Origin of the sequence: Streptomyces sp. NPDC007025 (assembly GCF_042869455.1) — a bacterium.
Lineage (GTDB): Bacteria > Actinomycetota > Actinomycetes > Streptomycetales > Streptomycetaceae > Streptomyces.
Genome location: NZ_JBIAFT010000001.1, coordinates 540,243 through 553,294, shown reverse-complemented (window position 1 = coordinate 553,294; position 13,052 = coordinate 540,243). Strand labels below are relative to the sequence as shown.

Annotated in this window: 11 protein-coding genes; 4 read left to right on the top strand and 7 right to left on the bottom strand. The window is 73.9% G+C overall.

The genetic code is table 11. The features are described 5' to 3' along the window. Positions 1-32 precede the first annotated feature (32 nt). Entirely contained in the window at positions 33-1,271 is a 1,239-nt protein-coding gene (locus ACFYMO_RS02275; RefSeq protein WP_366770512.1) for a transglycosylase family protein, read from the top strand. On the opposite strand, the gene ACFYMO_RS02270 is transcribed toward ACFYMO_RS02275, so the two are convergent. From ACFYMO_RS02270 to ACFYMO_RS02250, 5 genes are read right to left on the bottom strand one after another with little or no spacing between them, the layout of a single operon-like run. After that, complete coding sequence (locus ACFYMO_RS02270) at positions 1,228-1,971, bottom strand: ATP-binding cassette domain-containing protein (protein ID WP_366770513.1); 744 nt, start codon at positions 1,969-1,971, stop codon at positions 1,228-1,230. The genes ACFYMO_RS02275 and ACFYMO_RS02270 overlap by 44 nt on opposite strands. After that, a complete protein-coding gene (locus tag ACFYMO_RS02265) occupies positions 1,968-2,990 on the bottom strand; it encodes an ABC transporter ATP-binding protein (protein ID WP_366770514.1) in 1,023 nt (340 codons plus the stop codon). Before ACFYMO_RS02265 ends, ACFYMO_RS02270 begins: the two co-directional genes overlap by 4 nt. Continuing rightward, a complete protein-coding gene (locus ACFYMO_RS02260) occupies positions 2,987-3,835 on the bottom strand; it encodes an ABC transporter permease (protein WP_366770545.1) in 849 nt (282 codons plus the stop codon). The genes ACFYMO_RS02265 and ACFYMO_RS02260 overlap by 4 nt, the downstream gene beginning before the upstream one ends. A gap of 35 nt (positions 3,836-3,870) precedes the next feature. Then, positions 3,871-4,863 carry an ABC transporter permease gene (locus ACFYMO_RS02255; RefSeq protein WP_388543582.1) on the bottom strand — a complete coding sequence of 331 codons (993 nt, stop codon included), beginning with the start codon at positions 4,861-4,863 and terminating at the stop codon, positions 3,871-3,873. Then, positions 4,860-6,455, bottom strand: coding sequence for an ABC transporter substrate-binding protein (locus tag ACFYMO_RS02250; RefSeq protein ID WP_366770516.1), 1,596 nt, complete (start codon positions 6,453-6,455; stop codon positions 4,860-4,862). The genes ACFYMO_RS02255 and ACFYMO_RS02250 overlap by 4 nt, the downstream gene beginning before the upstream one ends. 237 nt (positions 6,456-6,692) lie before the next feature. Here ACFYMO_RS02250 and ACFYMO_RS02245 point away from each other — a divergent pair, with 237 nt between their 5' ends. Both ACFYMO_RS02245 and ACFYMO_RS02240 read left to right on the top strand, forming a co-directional pair. After that, positions 6,693-7,514 (top strand): SAM-dependent methyltransferase, encoded by an 822-nt coding sequence (locus ACFYMO_RS02245; RefSeq protein WP_366770517.1) that lies wholly within the window; start codon positions 6,693-6,695, stop codon positions 7,512-7,514. 35 nt (positions 7,515-7,549) lie between these two features. Further along, complete coding sequence (locus ACFYMO_RS02240) at positions 7,550-9,703, top strand: EAL domain-containing protein (RefSeq protein WP_366770546.1); 2,154 nt, start codon at positions 7,550-7,552, stop codon at positions 9,701-9,703. Between the two features lie 7 nt (positions 9,704-9,710). Here the strand turns inward: ACFYMO_RS02240 and ACFYMO_RS02235 are convergent, their stop codons facing one another. Next, a complete protein-coding gene (locus ACFYMO_RS02235; protein WP_388543579.1) occupies positions 9,711-10,661 on the bottom strand; it encodes a LysR family transcriptional regulator in 951 nt (316 codons plus the stop codon). 123 nt (positions 10,662-10,784) lie between these two features. On the opposite strand from ACFYMO_RS02235, the gene ACFYMO_RS02230 reads away from it, so the two are divergent. Then, positions 10,785-12,038 carry an MFS transporter gene (locus tag ACFYMO_RS02230; RefSeq protein WP_388543577.1) on the top strand — a complete coding sequence of 418 codons (1,254 nt, stop codon included), beginning with the start codon at positions 10,785-10,787 and terminating at the stop codon, positions 12,036-12,038. A 34-nt stretch (positions 12,039-12,072) separates the two neighbouring features. On the opposite strand, the gene ACFYMO_RS02225 is transcribed toward ACFYMO_RS02230, so the two are convergent. Then, on the bottom strand, positions 12,073-13,014 hold the full coding sequence (locus tag ACFYMO_RS02225; RefSeq protein ID WP_366770520.1) for an alpha/beta hydrolase: 942 nt from the start codon (positions 13,012-13,014) through the stop codon (positions 12,073-12,075). Positions 13,015-13,052 lie beyond the last annotated feature (38 nt).

The following is a 13,052-nucleotide window of genomic DNA, read 5'->3' as shown; positions in this document are numbered from 1 at the left end:
CCCGTGGACCGCCGAGCATCGGAGGAATGGCCATGTCCGCTCACGGACGCCACCGCCGCCACCAGCCACACGCCGTCTCCCGCGTCTCGTTACGCGTGACGGCCGGCGGGGCGGGGATCGCACTGCCCCTGGTCGGGGCGCAGGCCGCGGACGCCGCGGCCGGGGACGTGTGGGAGAAGGTGGCCGCGTGCGAGAGCAGCGGCAACTGGAACACCGCCACCGGCAACGGCTACTTCGGGGGCCTCCAGTTCTCCAACAGCACCTGGGAGGCGTACGGCGGTACCGCCTACGCCGCCCGGGCCGACCAGGCCACCAAGGACCAGCAGATCGCCGTCGCCGAGAAGGTGCTCGAGGGCCAGGGCCCCGGCGCCTGGCCCACCTGCGGGCCGCGCGCGAGCCTCGCACGCGGCGACGCGGCTCCGGCCGCCGCCCGGCACGGCTCCGGACGACAGGCTGACCCGGCCGGTCCGGCGCCCGCCGCGCAGAGCAAGGCGGACCGGGCCAGAGCCGAGCGCGGCAAGAAACTGACGACCTACCAGGTGGTCGGCGGCGACACGCTCTCCGGGATCGCCCGGGAGAACGAGGTGGCGGGTGGGTGGCACACCCTCTACGAGAGCAACCGCTCCACCATCGGCGAGGACCCCGACCTGATCCTGCCCGGCCAGCGGCTGAGCCTGACCGGCAGCCCGCGGCGCACCGAGCGCCCGCCCTCCCGGGCCCACGGCTCCGCGGACGCCGCCGCGCCGCAGGCACCGCGCCAGCGAGCCGAGAAGCAGCCCGCTCCGCGAGAGAAGCCGCAGCCCTCCTCGAAACCGCAACCCCGCAAGGACACCCGGAAGCAGGCTCCCGCGCACCGGGACTCCCCCTCCGCCACCGCACCCGTCTCCGGTGTGGCGCCCAGCACCGCCTACCGTGCGGCGGGCGGCAGCTGGTCCTCGGGGCACCATACGGGGGTCGACTTCCCCGTCGGCACCGGCACCAGCGTCGAGGCGGTCACCAGCGGCACGGTCGTCTCGGCGGGCTGGGGTGGCGCCTACGGGTACCAGGTGGTGCTGCGGCACCGGGACGGCAAGTACAGCCAGTACGGCCATCTGTCCGCCATCTCGGTGCGCTCCGGACAGGCCGTGCGCACGGGGCAGCGGCTCGGCCGCTCCGGTGCGACGGGCAACGCGACCGGCCCGCACCTGCACTTCGAGGTCCGCACCGGGCCCGGCTACGGCAGCGACATCAATCCGCTGACGTATCTGCGGGGGCGCGGGGTGCGGATCTGACCTCCGCACCCTCCCGGGCTCCGGAGGCCGCGGCCAGCCCGACGGTGCGGTCGCACCAGCGCTCCAGCAGCGGACGGTCGTGGCCGACGGCCAACAGCGCCGCACCGGTGCGGCGCCGGTAGTCCTCCACCACGGCGACCAGCGCCGCCGTGGTGGAGGCGTCCAGCATGGCGGTCATCTCGTCGCAGACCAGCACGCGCGGGCGCAGCACCAGCGCACGTGCCACACAGGCGCGCTGGAGCTGCCCGTCGCTGACCGCGTGCGGGCGGCGGGCGAGCAGGTCGCCGCCGAGGCCGACGGCGCCCGCCAGTTCCGCGACCCGCGCGGCCGACCCGGCGCGGCACCCGGTGGCCCGAAGCGGCTCGGCGATCAGCTCGGCGAGGGTGAGCCGGGGATCGGCGGCGAGCCGGGGCTGCTGGAAGACGACGCCCACCGCGGTGCGCTGGGCCCGCGGAGCCCGGTGCCGCCAGCCCCGGGCGGGCTCGCCGCCGAGGCGTACGGTGCCCGCCACAGGCCGGTGCAGCAGGGCCGCGACCCGGGCCAGGGTGGACTTGCCGCAGCCGCTCGGCCCCAGCAGTCCCACCGCCTCCCTGTCGGCGATCCGCAACGAGACGTCACGCACCACCGGGGCGTGCTCGCGCCGGTCGTAGCCCGCGGTGATGCCACACAGCTCCAGCGCGGGCGGCGGTTCCCGGGTCACGCGTCCCTCCCCGCGTGCGGCGGTGCCGGAGCCGCGGCCGGACGGGCGTCCCGGGCGGGATGGTGGCAGGCGACGCCGCCGTCCAGGACCGGCTGCCGGATGCAGGCGGCGTCGGCCCGGGCGCAGCGCGGGGCGAACGCACAGCCCGCGGGCAGGTCGTCCGGTTCGGGCGGCATGCCGGGGACGGGGAGGAAGGCGCGCTCGGGCAGGGCCGCGAGCAGTCCGCCGGCGTAGGGGTGGCGGGGCCCCGGGGCGCCGAAGAAGTCCGCCGCGGAGGCCAGTTCGACGACTCGGCCCGCGTACATCACCGCCACCCGGTCGGCCACCCGCTCGGCAGCGGCCAGATCGTGCGTGATGAGCAGCAGGCCCCGGCCCCGGTCGGTGTGCGCGCGCAGCTCGTCCGCGGTGCGCTCGACCAGGTCGCGGTCGAGCCCGGTGGTCGGCTCGTCGGCCAGCAGTAGCGGGGCGTCTCCGACCAGCGCCATCGCGGTGGCGGCCCGCTGGGCGAGCCCGCCGGAGAGCTGGTGCGGATAGCGGTCCAGGTGCCCGGCGGGGAAGGCGGCGCGCTCGGCTGCGGCGAGGGTGGCCGCGGCCAGGGCCGGGCCGCGTGCTCCGGTCAGTTCCCGGACGGTTTCGGCGAGTTGGGAGCGTACGGTGCGGACCGGGGTCAGATGGGCGGCCGGGCTCTGCGGGACGAGGCCGATGCGGCGGCCGCGGACCGTGCGGGCGAGGGTCGCCTCGTCGGCGGCGAGCAGATCCGGCCCGGCGTCCGGCCCCGGCCCCGGCAGCAGGGCGCTGCCGCTGACGCGCGCGTTGGCCGGGAGGAGCCCCAGCAGCGCCGAGGCGAGGACCGACTTGCCGCAGCCGCTCTCCCCCACCAGCGCCAGGCACTCGCCTGCCGCAAGGTCGAAGGAGACCCCCCGGACGGCGGCGATCGCCTCGCCGCGGCGCCTTCGGAAGCGCACGCACAGGTCCCGTACCCGCAGCAGGGTGCGGGTACCGGCGGTCTCCTCGCTCACAGCATCAGCTCCGATCGGCGCCGCGGGTTGATCCGGTCCCGCCACACGCCCGCCAGCGAGGCGAGGGCGAGGGTGGGCACGATGAGGAAGAGGCCGGGGAAGAGGGTGGGCCACCAGTCGCCGGTCGGCAGGGTGCCGCGGGCGCCCTGGATCATGTTGCCGAGGCTGGCGCGGTGGGTGGGCAGCCCGAGCCCGAGGAAGGAGAGTGCCGATTCGTGCCAGATGGCGTGCGGCACCATCAGCACCGCGGCCAGGCCCGCCTTGGGAAGTACACCGGGCAGCAGATGGCGTACGGCCACCCGCAGGCGCGAGGCGCCGCCGGAGACGGCGGCGTCGACGAAGTCGCGGGAGCGCAGCGAGAGCATCTCGGCCCGGACGATCCGTGCGGTGGACAGCCAGTGGGTGAGCCCGACGGAGGCGACGACGGGCCAGACGCCGGGGCGGAACAGCGCGACGACGAAGATGCCCAGCAGCAGGTGCGGTACGGAGGAGAAGACGTCGACGGCGCGCATCACCAGCCGGTCGGTCCTGCCCCCCGCGGCTCCGGCGGCCGCGCCGACGGCCGTGCCGAACACGGTCGCGGTCAGCGCGGCGACGACACCGACCAGGAGCGAGACCCGCAGCCCGTACACGCAGCGCAGCAGCACGTCGCGGCCGACGTCGTCGGTGCCGAACGGATGCGCCGGGGAGGGGGCGCGGAGCTTGGCGGCCAGATCGACGGCCTGCTCGTCGAGCGGGACGAGCAGCGGCACCAGCAGCACGGCGCCGAGCACGGCGGCGACGACGGCGGCCGAGAAGCCCACCCGCAGGGTGCGGCCCGGCTGCGCGGTCCACGGCCCGCGCAGCGCACCGGTGGCGGGGGCGGGGGCGGTCTGCCGGCTCACATCTCCTCCAGCGCTACACGCGGATCGGCCAGTCCGTACAGCAGGTCGGAGAGCAGGTTCCCGGCGAGCACCGCGACCGTGGCCAGGGTGGTCAGGGCCGCCAGGAGCGGGAAGTCGGTCGCGGTGGCGGCCTCGACGGTCGCCGAGGCGATGCCGGGCCAGCTGAAGACGGTCTCCACCAGCAGCGCCCCGGTGATCAGTTCCGGGACCCGCGATCCCAGCAGGGTCAGCAGCGGCAGCAGCCCGCTGCGCAGCGCGTGCCGCAGCAGCACGGTGCGCTCGGCCAGGCCCCGGGCACGTGCGCCGCGCACGGCGTCCTCTTCCAGCGCGTCGCCGACGCCCTGCCGGACGTAGAGCAGGAACCAGGGAACCTGCGAGAGCCCGAGGACGAGCGCGGGCAGCACGAGGTGGTGCAGCAGCGCCCCCGCGGTGACGACGTCGCTGCCTGCGTCGGTCAGTCCACCCGCCGGCAGGACGCCGAGCCGGATGGCGAACAGCCAGATGCCCAGCAGTCCGATCCAGAAGGGCGGTGCGGCCTCCAGTGTGTAGGCCAGCGGGGTGACGATCCGGTCCAGGAGTCCGCCGCGGCGGCGGGCGGCGGCGACGCCGAGAGCCGTGCCGGCCGTCACGGCGAAGCAGAAGCCCGCAGCGCACAGCAGGACCGACCAGCCGAGCCGTTCGCCGATGGCCTGTGCGACGGGCTGCCGCAGCGAGGTCGAGTCGCCCAGGTCGCCGCGCGCCGCGCTGGTCAGCCACTCCCACCAGCGCTGTGGGAAGGGCGCGTCGAGGTCGAGGTTGGCGCGCAGTTGGTCGAGCGTCTCCTGCGAGGCGCTGAGTCCGGCCGCGCCCGCGTACTGCTGCACGGGGTCGAACGGGGAGGCGGCGGCCAGCGCGAAGACCCCGAACGTCACCGCCGCCAGCACCGGCACGGCGGCCAGCAGCCGCCGTGCCACCAGGCGCGCGGCCGGGCCTATGGCTGCGCCGCTCACTTCTCCGGCTGCCAGTCCTGCAGGTTCCACCAGGGGCCGGCGCCGATGCCGTGGTCGTGCGGCTCGACCTGGGTGGTCAGCCCGCGCCACTTGTCGTCGATGACGTAGACGTGGTCGATGTGGGTGAGGAAGGTGTAGCCGGGGTTCTTCTCCAGCGCCCGCTGGACCTTGTCGTAGGCGGTCTTGCGCACCTCGGGGTCGCGGCTGCGGCGGGCGGTGTCGAGCTGCTCGTCGACGGTCTTGTCGTGGTAGTGGGCGAGGTTGTTCCAGCCGTCGCCGATCTGCGAGGAGTGCAGTGTGGGGTAGAGGTCGAAGTCGGGATCCGCGGGGAAGCCGTTGCCCATCAGCATGGCGTCGTGGTCGAGCCGGGGGCGGACGACCTCGCGGCTGCCGGCCCGGACGGTGACGTCGACTCCGGCCTTCTTGGCGTCGGCGGCGTAGGCGAGGGCGTGGTCCTGGCGCAGCTTGTCCCCGGAGAAGTACCAGAGGGTGAAAGCGGCGCGCCTGCCGTGTTTCGTGCGGATGCCGTCCTTGCCCGGCTCCCAGCCCGCCTCGTCCAGCAGTTTCCGGGCCCGGGGCAGGTCGCGCGCCCGCCGGGTCCCCTCGGCGAACCAGGGGCTGTCGGTGGGCAGCGGACCGTAGGCGGGCTTGCCCGCGCCGTTGAGGACGGAGGCGACGAGGGCCTTGCGGTCGACGGCGAGGTCGAGGGCGCGGCGGACGGCTCTGTCCCCGGTGACGGGGTTGCCGCTGGGCAGGGTGACGGCGCGGTAGTCGGCGGTCTTGGCGCTGAAGGTGCGCTTGTCCTCGTCCTTCTCGAAGGTCCCGGCCAGGTCGGGCGGCAGGATGGCGCCGTCCAGGTCACCGGAGCGCAGCCGGGTGGCCCGGACGTCGTCGTCCTCGATGACGGCCACGGTGAACCGTTCGACCTTCGGCTTGCCGCCCCAGTAGTGCGGGTTCGCCTTGAAGCTGAGCTTCTCGCCCTTGCGCCAGCGGGTGAGGATGTACGGGCCGGTGCCGACCGGCTCGGTGTTGTACGAACCGGTGTTGACATCGGTGCGCGAGGCCACGGCCCGGGAGGCGATGGGCAGCACGGTGCGCTCGGCGAACGCCGCGTACGGGTAGGACAGCCGGAAGACGACCCGGTGCTTCCCCTCGGCGGTGACGCTCTCGACCGCGTCCAGTTCGCCCTTGGAGGGGTTGTTGGTCTTCTCGTCGAGGATCGTGTCGTAGGTGTAGACGACGTCCTCGGCGGTGAAGGGCTTGCCGTCGCTGAAGGTGACGCCCTTGCGCAGGTCGTAGGTGTAGGTGCGGCCGTCCTCGCTCACCTGCGGCAGCCGGGTGGCGAGTGCCGGCCGCAGGTTCATCTTGGCGTCGTGGGCGAGCAGTCCGTCGAATATCTTCGAGTTGCCCTCCTTGCCGTAGCCGAGCAGGGGGCTGAGGGTCTCCGGCTCCTGGGCGACGCCGACCGTGACCGTGTCCGTGCCGCCGCCGGAGCCGTCACCGCCGCCGGGCGCGGAGCAGGCCGCGGCCCCCGCGAGGACCACAGCGGCGGTTGCCGCAGCGGTGGCTGTCCGTACCGTCCGGGCAGTCATCTGTGGCACACTCCTTGTTCGACGTCTCCGGTTCTTGCAAATCTTTCGCAATTGGCTGCGATTAAATCACGAGCGACGCGGTGCGCTATGCCCCGATACCTCCCGGCGGAGCCGACGACGCCCGGGCAAGATCCAGCCCCAGTAACGCTGTTTCCTTCCACGCGCCGCTCCTCGGTCAGTAGCCTCGTGGGCCCGACCGGAACTCCCCGGTGAACAAAGCGAGCTGGAGACCCATCGATGGAACGTCCCGCCTGGGCCCCGCAGGGCATCGATCTCACCGTGCCGAGCGTGTCGCGGATGTACGACTACTACCTGGGCGGTTCGCACAACTTCGAGGTCGACCGGGAGACGGCGCGGCGGGCGATCACGGCATGGCCGGGGCTGCCCAAGATCATGCAGGCGAACCGGGCCTTCATGCGCCGCGCGATCCGCTTCGCCATCCGGGAGGGGATCACCCAGTTCCTCGACATCGGTTCGGGCATCCCGACCTTCGGCAATGTCCACGAGGTGGCCCACGCGCTGGACCGCGGCGCACGCACCGTCTACGTCGACAACGACCCGGTCGCCGTCGCGCACAGCCGCGCGGTGCTGGGGGACGACGGCAGAGTGGGCATCGTCTCGGCCGACTTCCGCTCGCCCCAGGACATCATCGGCAGCCCCGAGGTGGAGGAACTGCTGGAGCTGGACAAGCCGGTGGTGGTGATGCTCGTCGCACTGCTGCACTTCGTCGAGGACCGCGACGAGCCGCGCAAGTGCGTGGCGGAACTGGCCCGCCGCCTGGCGCCCGGCAGTCTGCTGGTGATCTCCCACGGATCCGGTGAGGGCGGCCCCGTGCGGGACGGCGGCGCCGCCCTCCGCGAGGTGTACAGCACCGCGAGCGCCCCGCTCGTGACCCGCTCCAAGGGCGAGATCGCGCAGTTCTTCGAGGAGTTCGAGCTCGTGGAGCCGGGCCTGGTCGCGCTGCCGCACTGGCGCCCCGACAGCCCGCTGGAGCTGGAGGACCCGGTCGTCCTGGGCGGGTTCGCCGGGGTGGGCCGCAAGGTGGGACTCGGCGAGTGACTTCCCAGGACGGGCCCGAGAAACACCAGGGGCACATCCGCCCGGCGTCCGGCCCGGCGGAGGACGGCACCGGGCAGGGGGGCGAGGACGGGCTGCGCCGCTTCGCGCGGATCTGGAGCCGGACGGTCTACCCGGCCACCCAGACCTCCCTCACCCGGGCCGAACTGGAGGACTTCCTGCACCCGTTGGCCATCCGCCTGGGCGAGGCGCTGCACACCTACCCGTTCAGCCCGGCGCCTGGCCGGGAGGTCGGCGAAGTGCTGGTGAACCAGGCGCACTGCACCAGCCCCGACGCGCTGCCGCACATCCTCGGGGTGATCGAGTCCTACCTCGTCCTCTACGCGGGCGCCCCGCGCGGTTTGGGCGTGGACGAGGCGCGGTCGCGCTGCGCCCGGCTCCAGCACGCCCTCGCGGCCGGGTTCACCCTCGCCGTGCGGGAGCGGACCCTGGCCGAGCAAGAGGCCCTCTCCCGCGCCGCGCTGGCCGCGCAGACCGCGGTCGAGGAGGCCCTGCACGCGTCCGAGACCCGGTTCCGGGCCGTCTTCAAGGACGCCACCCTCGGCATCGGGATCGCCGACATGAACGGCCGGCTGCGCGACGCCAACGGCGCCCTGGCCCGGATGTTCGGGCACTCCGAGGAGGAGATGCGGCGCCGCAACATCAACGACTGGGTGCACCCCGACGACGCCCCCGACGTGTGGCGGCTGCACCGCGAGCTGGCCGCCGGGCGGCGCGACCACTTCCGGGTGGAGAAGCCCTATCAGCGCCCCGACGGCACCGTGCTGTGGACCAATCTGACGGTCTCCCTGCTGCGGGACGCCGACGGCGAACCGCGCTACCAGCTCGCCCTCATGGAGGACATCACCGAGCGTCGGCTGCTCCATCTGCGGCTCCGCTACGAGGCGACCCACGACGAGCTGACCGGGCTGCCGAACCGCACCCTGTTCGCCGAGCGACTGGACCGCATCCTGACCCCGGGCAACGGAGTGGCCCGGTTCGGGCTGTGCTATCTGGACATCGACGGCTTCAAGACGGTCAACGACAGCCTGGGGCACGCCGTGGGCGACCAGCTCCTCGTGGCGGTCGGGGAGCGCCTCCAGTCCTGCACGACCGCGCCCGCTCACCTCGTGGCCCGGATCGGGGGCGACGAGTTCGCCGTGCTGATGTCCGACCCGCAGGGCGCGGAGGAGATCACCGGCATGGCGCGGGCCCTGCTCGCCGCGCTGGCCACTCCCGTCTCGCTGGACGGGCGGGAGCTGTCGGTCCGGGCCAGCATCGGCATCGTCGAGGGTGCCGCCGGAGTGCTCGAACCCGCCGAGGTGCTGCGCAGCGCCGACATCACCATGTACCGGGCCAAGGACGCGGGCGGCAACCGCTACGAGCTCGCCGACCCGGACTCCGAGGCCCGGGCGATAGACCGGCACAGCCTCACCAACCGGCTGCCCGCGGCGCTGGAGCGGGACGAGTTCTTCCTGGAGTACCAGCCGCTGATCCGGATGAGCGACGGCCGGGTGGACGGCGCCGAGGCGCTGGTGCGCTGGAAGCACCCGGTGCACGGGAGGCTCGGCCCGGACCGGTTCATCCCGCTGGCCGAACACACGGGACTGATCGTGCCGTTGGGCCGCTGGGTGCTGGAGCAGGCCGTCGCGCAGAGCTGCGCCTGGGCGGGCGGGCAGCCACTGCGGGTCAACGTCAACCTCTCCCCGCGCCAGCTCCACCACCCGGACCTGGTGCCGGACACCGTCGCGGTGCTGGAGGCCGCGGGTGTGGCGCCCTCGTCGCTGTGTCTGGAGGTCACCGAGAGCGCCCTGATCGGTGCGGACGAGGACGAGCTCAAACCGCTGTGGCAGCTGGCCGAGCTGGGTGTCGACATCGCGCTGGACGACTTCGGCACCGGCTACTCCAACCTCGCCAACCTGCGCAGGCTCCCGGCCACCACGCTCAAGCTGGACCGCTCCTTCACCCAGGGCCTCCAGCGGCACCCGGCCGACCCGGTGGACCTCACCTTCGTGGAGGGCATCGTCTCGCTGGCGCACGCGCTCGGGCTGGCCGTGACCGTCGAGGGAGTGGAGACCGAGAGCCAGGCCGACCAGCTGCGCGACCTGGGCTGCGACACGGCACAGGGCTGGTACTACGCGCGTCCGTCCTCGCCGGGCGAGTTCGCCAAGGACTGGGTGCCGGCCGGGTGAGGCCCGCTCAGGCCTCGGGCCGCGGCCGCTGCCGCGCCGCCCAGGAGGGGAGCCAGGCCGCCTCGGGGAGCCCCGGCAGGCCCTCCAGGTGGGTGAGGATGCCGCGCAGGCCCGGGTGCGGGCCCGTCGCGGGCAGCAGGAGCGAGATCGGATAGGCGAGGGTGGGATCCGCCACGGGGATGCGGCGCAGGTCGTGGCCCGCGGGCCACAGGTACCGGTCCCGTGCCCCGACGAGGGTGGCCACCTCGGCGGACTCCGCGAGGATGTCCAGGAGCACCTCGTCCCCGAAGTGCGGGCCTGCCGCGTCGATGCGCAGGTCGAATGCGGCCGCGAGCTGATCGTAGAACTCCCCCCACTCGCTGCGGGGTACGATGCCGGGCACCCATATCCGGTGTCCGCGCAGCTGCTGCGGCGACAGCTGCCGCGCGGAGGCGAGCGGGTGCGCCGGGCCGACCAGGAGTTCCAGCGGGGAGTGGAAGGCTGGGATCATCCGCACCCCGGGCGGCAGCGCGGCCGGGTCGGTCACGGTGCGGAACGAGGCGTCGATCTCCCCGGCTGCGACGGCGGCGACCGCGGTGCGCGGATCGGCGGTCCTGAGCGTCACCACGTCGAGCTCGGTCCCGGGGTGCGCGCGCCAGTAGTCGTGCAGCACGACCGCCTGCGCGCTGCGCAGGCCGAGCACGTCGATCCGCAGGGCGCGGGAGCCCGGCCTGACCGCGCCGACGGCCCGCTCGGCGCCCGCGACGATGCCCCGCGCGTGCGGGAGGAGAGCCTGCCCGTCGAGCGAGAGCTCGACTCCCCGCGGAGTACGCGAGAACAGCCGTACCCCCAGCTCACGTTCCAGCGCCGCGATCCGTCTGGAGACCGCCTGCTGGGTGACGCCCAGCTCGTCCGCCGTGTGCTGGAACTGTCCGAGCTCGGCCGCCCGGACGAATGATCGCAGTGCCTCGGTGTCCACCGCTGCACTCTAGAGGCACACAACCGCACGTTGTGGCGCGCCGCGGAGCGGTTGTTTGCTCCCGGCCGTGCGGCGCTGGTGTGCTGCGCGGCATCCACACCAGCGGTTGTCACGGGGGCCACGTTGCACAGGAGACAGGGAACCGATTTCGGACGGCTGTGGACGGCCTACGCCGTCAGCACCTACGGCACCTGGGTCGCTTTCGGGGCCTTCCACCTGATCGCGGTCCGGGTGCTGCGGGTGTCGGCGTTCGCGGTCTCGCTGCTGGACGCCGCCGGTCTCGCCCTGGCCGCGTGCGTCGCGGTCCCGCTGGGGCCGTGGATCGAGTACCGGGCCAAGCGTCCGGTCATGATCGCCACGGGTCTCGTGCGCTTCACCGCCCTGGCGAGTGTTCCGCTCGCATACCTGGCCGGCGTGCTGTCCTACGGCCAGCTGCTGGTCGTCTCGGTCGTCTGCGGGACGGCGGGCATCGCCTTCACCGCCGCGTCCGGCGCATATCTCAAGCACCTCGTCGACGCGGACCGGCTGCTCGCCGCGAACGGGAGGTTCGAGGGCACGCACTGGCTGGCGACCGCGACCGGTCCGCCGCTGGGCGGCATCCTCGTCGCGCTGCTCGGCCCGGTCGTCACCGTCGCCGCGGACGCCCTCGGCCATCTGCTCTCCGCGCTCGGCCTGCTGCGGATCCGCGGCAGCGACACCGCCGCACCGCGCGCGGCGGCCGGCCGGCTGCGTGCCGCCGACCTGGCGAGCGGCTGGCGGTTCATCCTGCACGACCGCGTCCTGCGCCGCCTGTTCGTCAACTCCATGACGGTCAACGGGCTGATCATGGCCACCGGTCCGCTGCTGGCGGTCCTGCTGCTGGGCCGGTACCACTTCCCCGCCTGGCAGTACGGTCTGGCCTTCGGCTTCCCGGCGCTCGGCGGCTTCGTCGGCGCCCGCCTCTCCGCGCCCCTCGCCGCCCGCCACGGGCGGCACCGGGTGCTGCTCGTCTCCGGGTGGCTGCGCTCGCTCTTCCCGGTCGGGCTCGCACTGACCCGCCCCGGCGTGCCCGGCCTCCTGACGGTGCTCACCGTCGAGGCGCTGCTGATCTTCAGTGCGGGCGTCTTCAATCCGCTCAACACGACCGAGCGGCTGCGGCGCGCTCCCACCGGCCGCGTCGCCCAGGTCGTCAGCGCCTGGAGCATCAGCAGCAGACTCGCCCAGGCCGCCTTCATCCTGGCCTGGGGAGCCCTGGGGACGCTGACCGGCCCACTGACCGCGATCACCGTCGCCGGGGTGCTCCTGCTCGGAACCCCGCTGCTCCTCCCCCGGCGGATGTCCGGGCCCGAGTTCCCGTCCGGGGCAGCAGGAGAGACCGGGGAGCTCCGTCCGGTATGACGCGTGCTCCGAGCCGCGGCGCGCCGGAGCGCTGCTATCCGCGGGCGGAAGCGTCCAGGTGGCGCTCGAACCACGCCAGCAGATCGGCCTCGACCTCGTCCCGGTTGGTCTCGTTGAGGATCTCGTGCCGGGCTCCCGGGTAGGCGCGCCAGCTCAGATCCCGGGTACCGCGGTAGCGGAAGTCCTCCAGCAGCTCGTGGACGAGTGTCAGCCCCTGATGGCAGGGGTCCTGGTCGCCGACGGCGATATGGACCGGCAGCTCGCGCGGGATCCGGGCGAACTGCCCCGGATCGTTGATCTTGCGGGAGCCGCGCACCCAGTCCAGGGACAGCCCCGCACCGAAAGGGAAGCCGCAGCGCTCGTCCCCGGCGTAGATCTCGACCTCGGCCGGGTCGCGGGAGAGCCACTCGAAGCCCGTGCGGTGCGTGAAGGGGTCGTTGAAGGAGCCGAAGAGCAGCGTGGTGAAGTCCGACGGGGCGTCCCTGCCCTCCTCGGCGACCTGCCGCTCCAGCCGCTGCACGGCGGCTTCGGGCTCGCAGCCGGGCAGCGAGCGGAACGTGCCGGACAGCACCAGCCCGGAGAGGCCGCCGCCGTACTCCTGGGCGTAGTCGCGGGCGAGCTGCGAGCCCATGCTGTGGCCCAGCAGGAACAGCGGGGCACCGGAGGGCAGCCGGGACCGGGCCCGGTCGCCGACCTCCTTGAGATCGGCGACCGTGGCCCGCCAGCCCTCGGCGCCGGCAGCTCCGTAGCCGCCGGTGGCGGCGGCCGTGCGGCCGTGGCCCCGGTGGTCCGAGGCCACCACCGCATAGCCGCCCGAGGTCAGCCGGCGCGCGAACCGTTCGTAGCGCAGCGCGTGTTCGGCGGCGCCGTGCGCGATCTGGACCAGCGCGCGCACCTCGCCCTCCGGCCACCAGGTGTAGCTCGCCACCGGCGTCCCGTCCGCCGCGGCCGTGACCTCGTCCCGCCGTTCCGCCACGCTCGGCCCCTTTCCACCCGGCCGTCCGCCGGGCCCTC

Coding starts and splice junctions, on each gene's coding strand:
- ACFYMO_RS02275 (WP_366770512.1), top strand. CDS start 33: ATGTCCGCTCACGGACGCCACCGCCGCCACCAGCCACACGCCGTCTCC.
- ACFYMO_RS02250 (WP_366770516.1), bottom strand. CDS start 6,455: ATGACTGCCCGGACGGTACGGACAGCCACCGCTGCGGCAACCGCCGCT.
- ACFYMO_RS02245 (WP_366770517.1), top strand. CDS start 6,693: ATGGAACGTCCCGCCTGGGCCCCGCAGGGCATCGATCTCACCGTGCCG.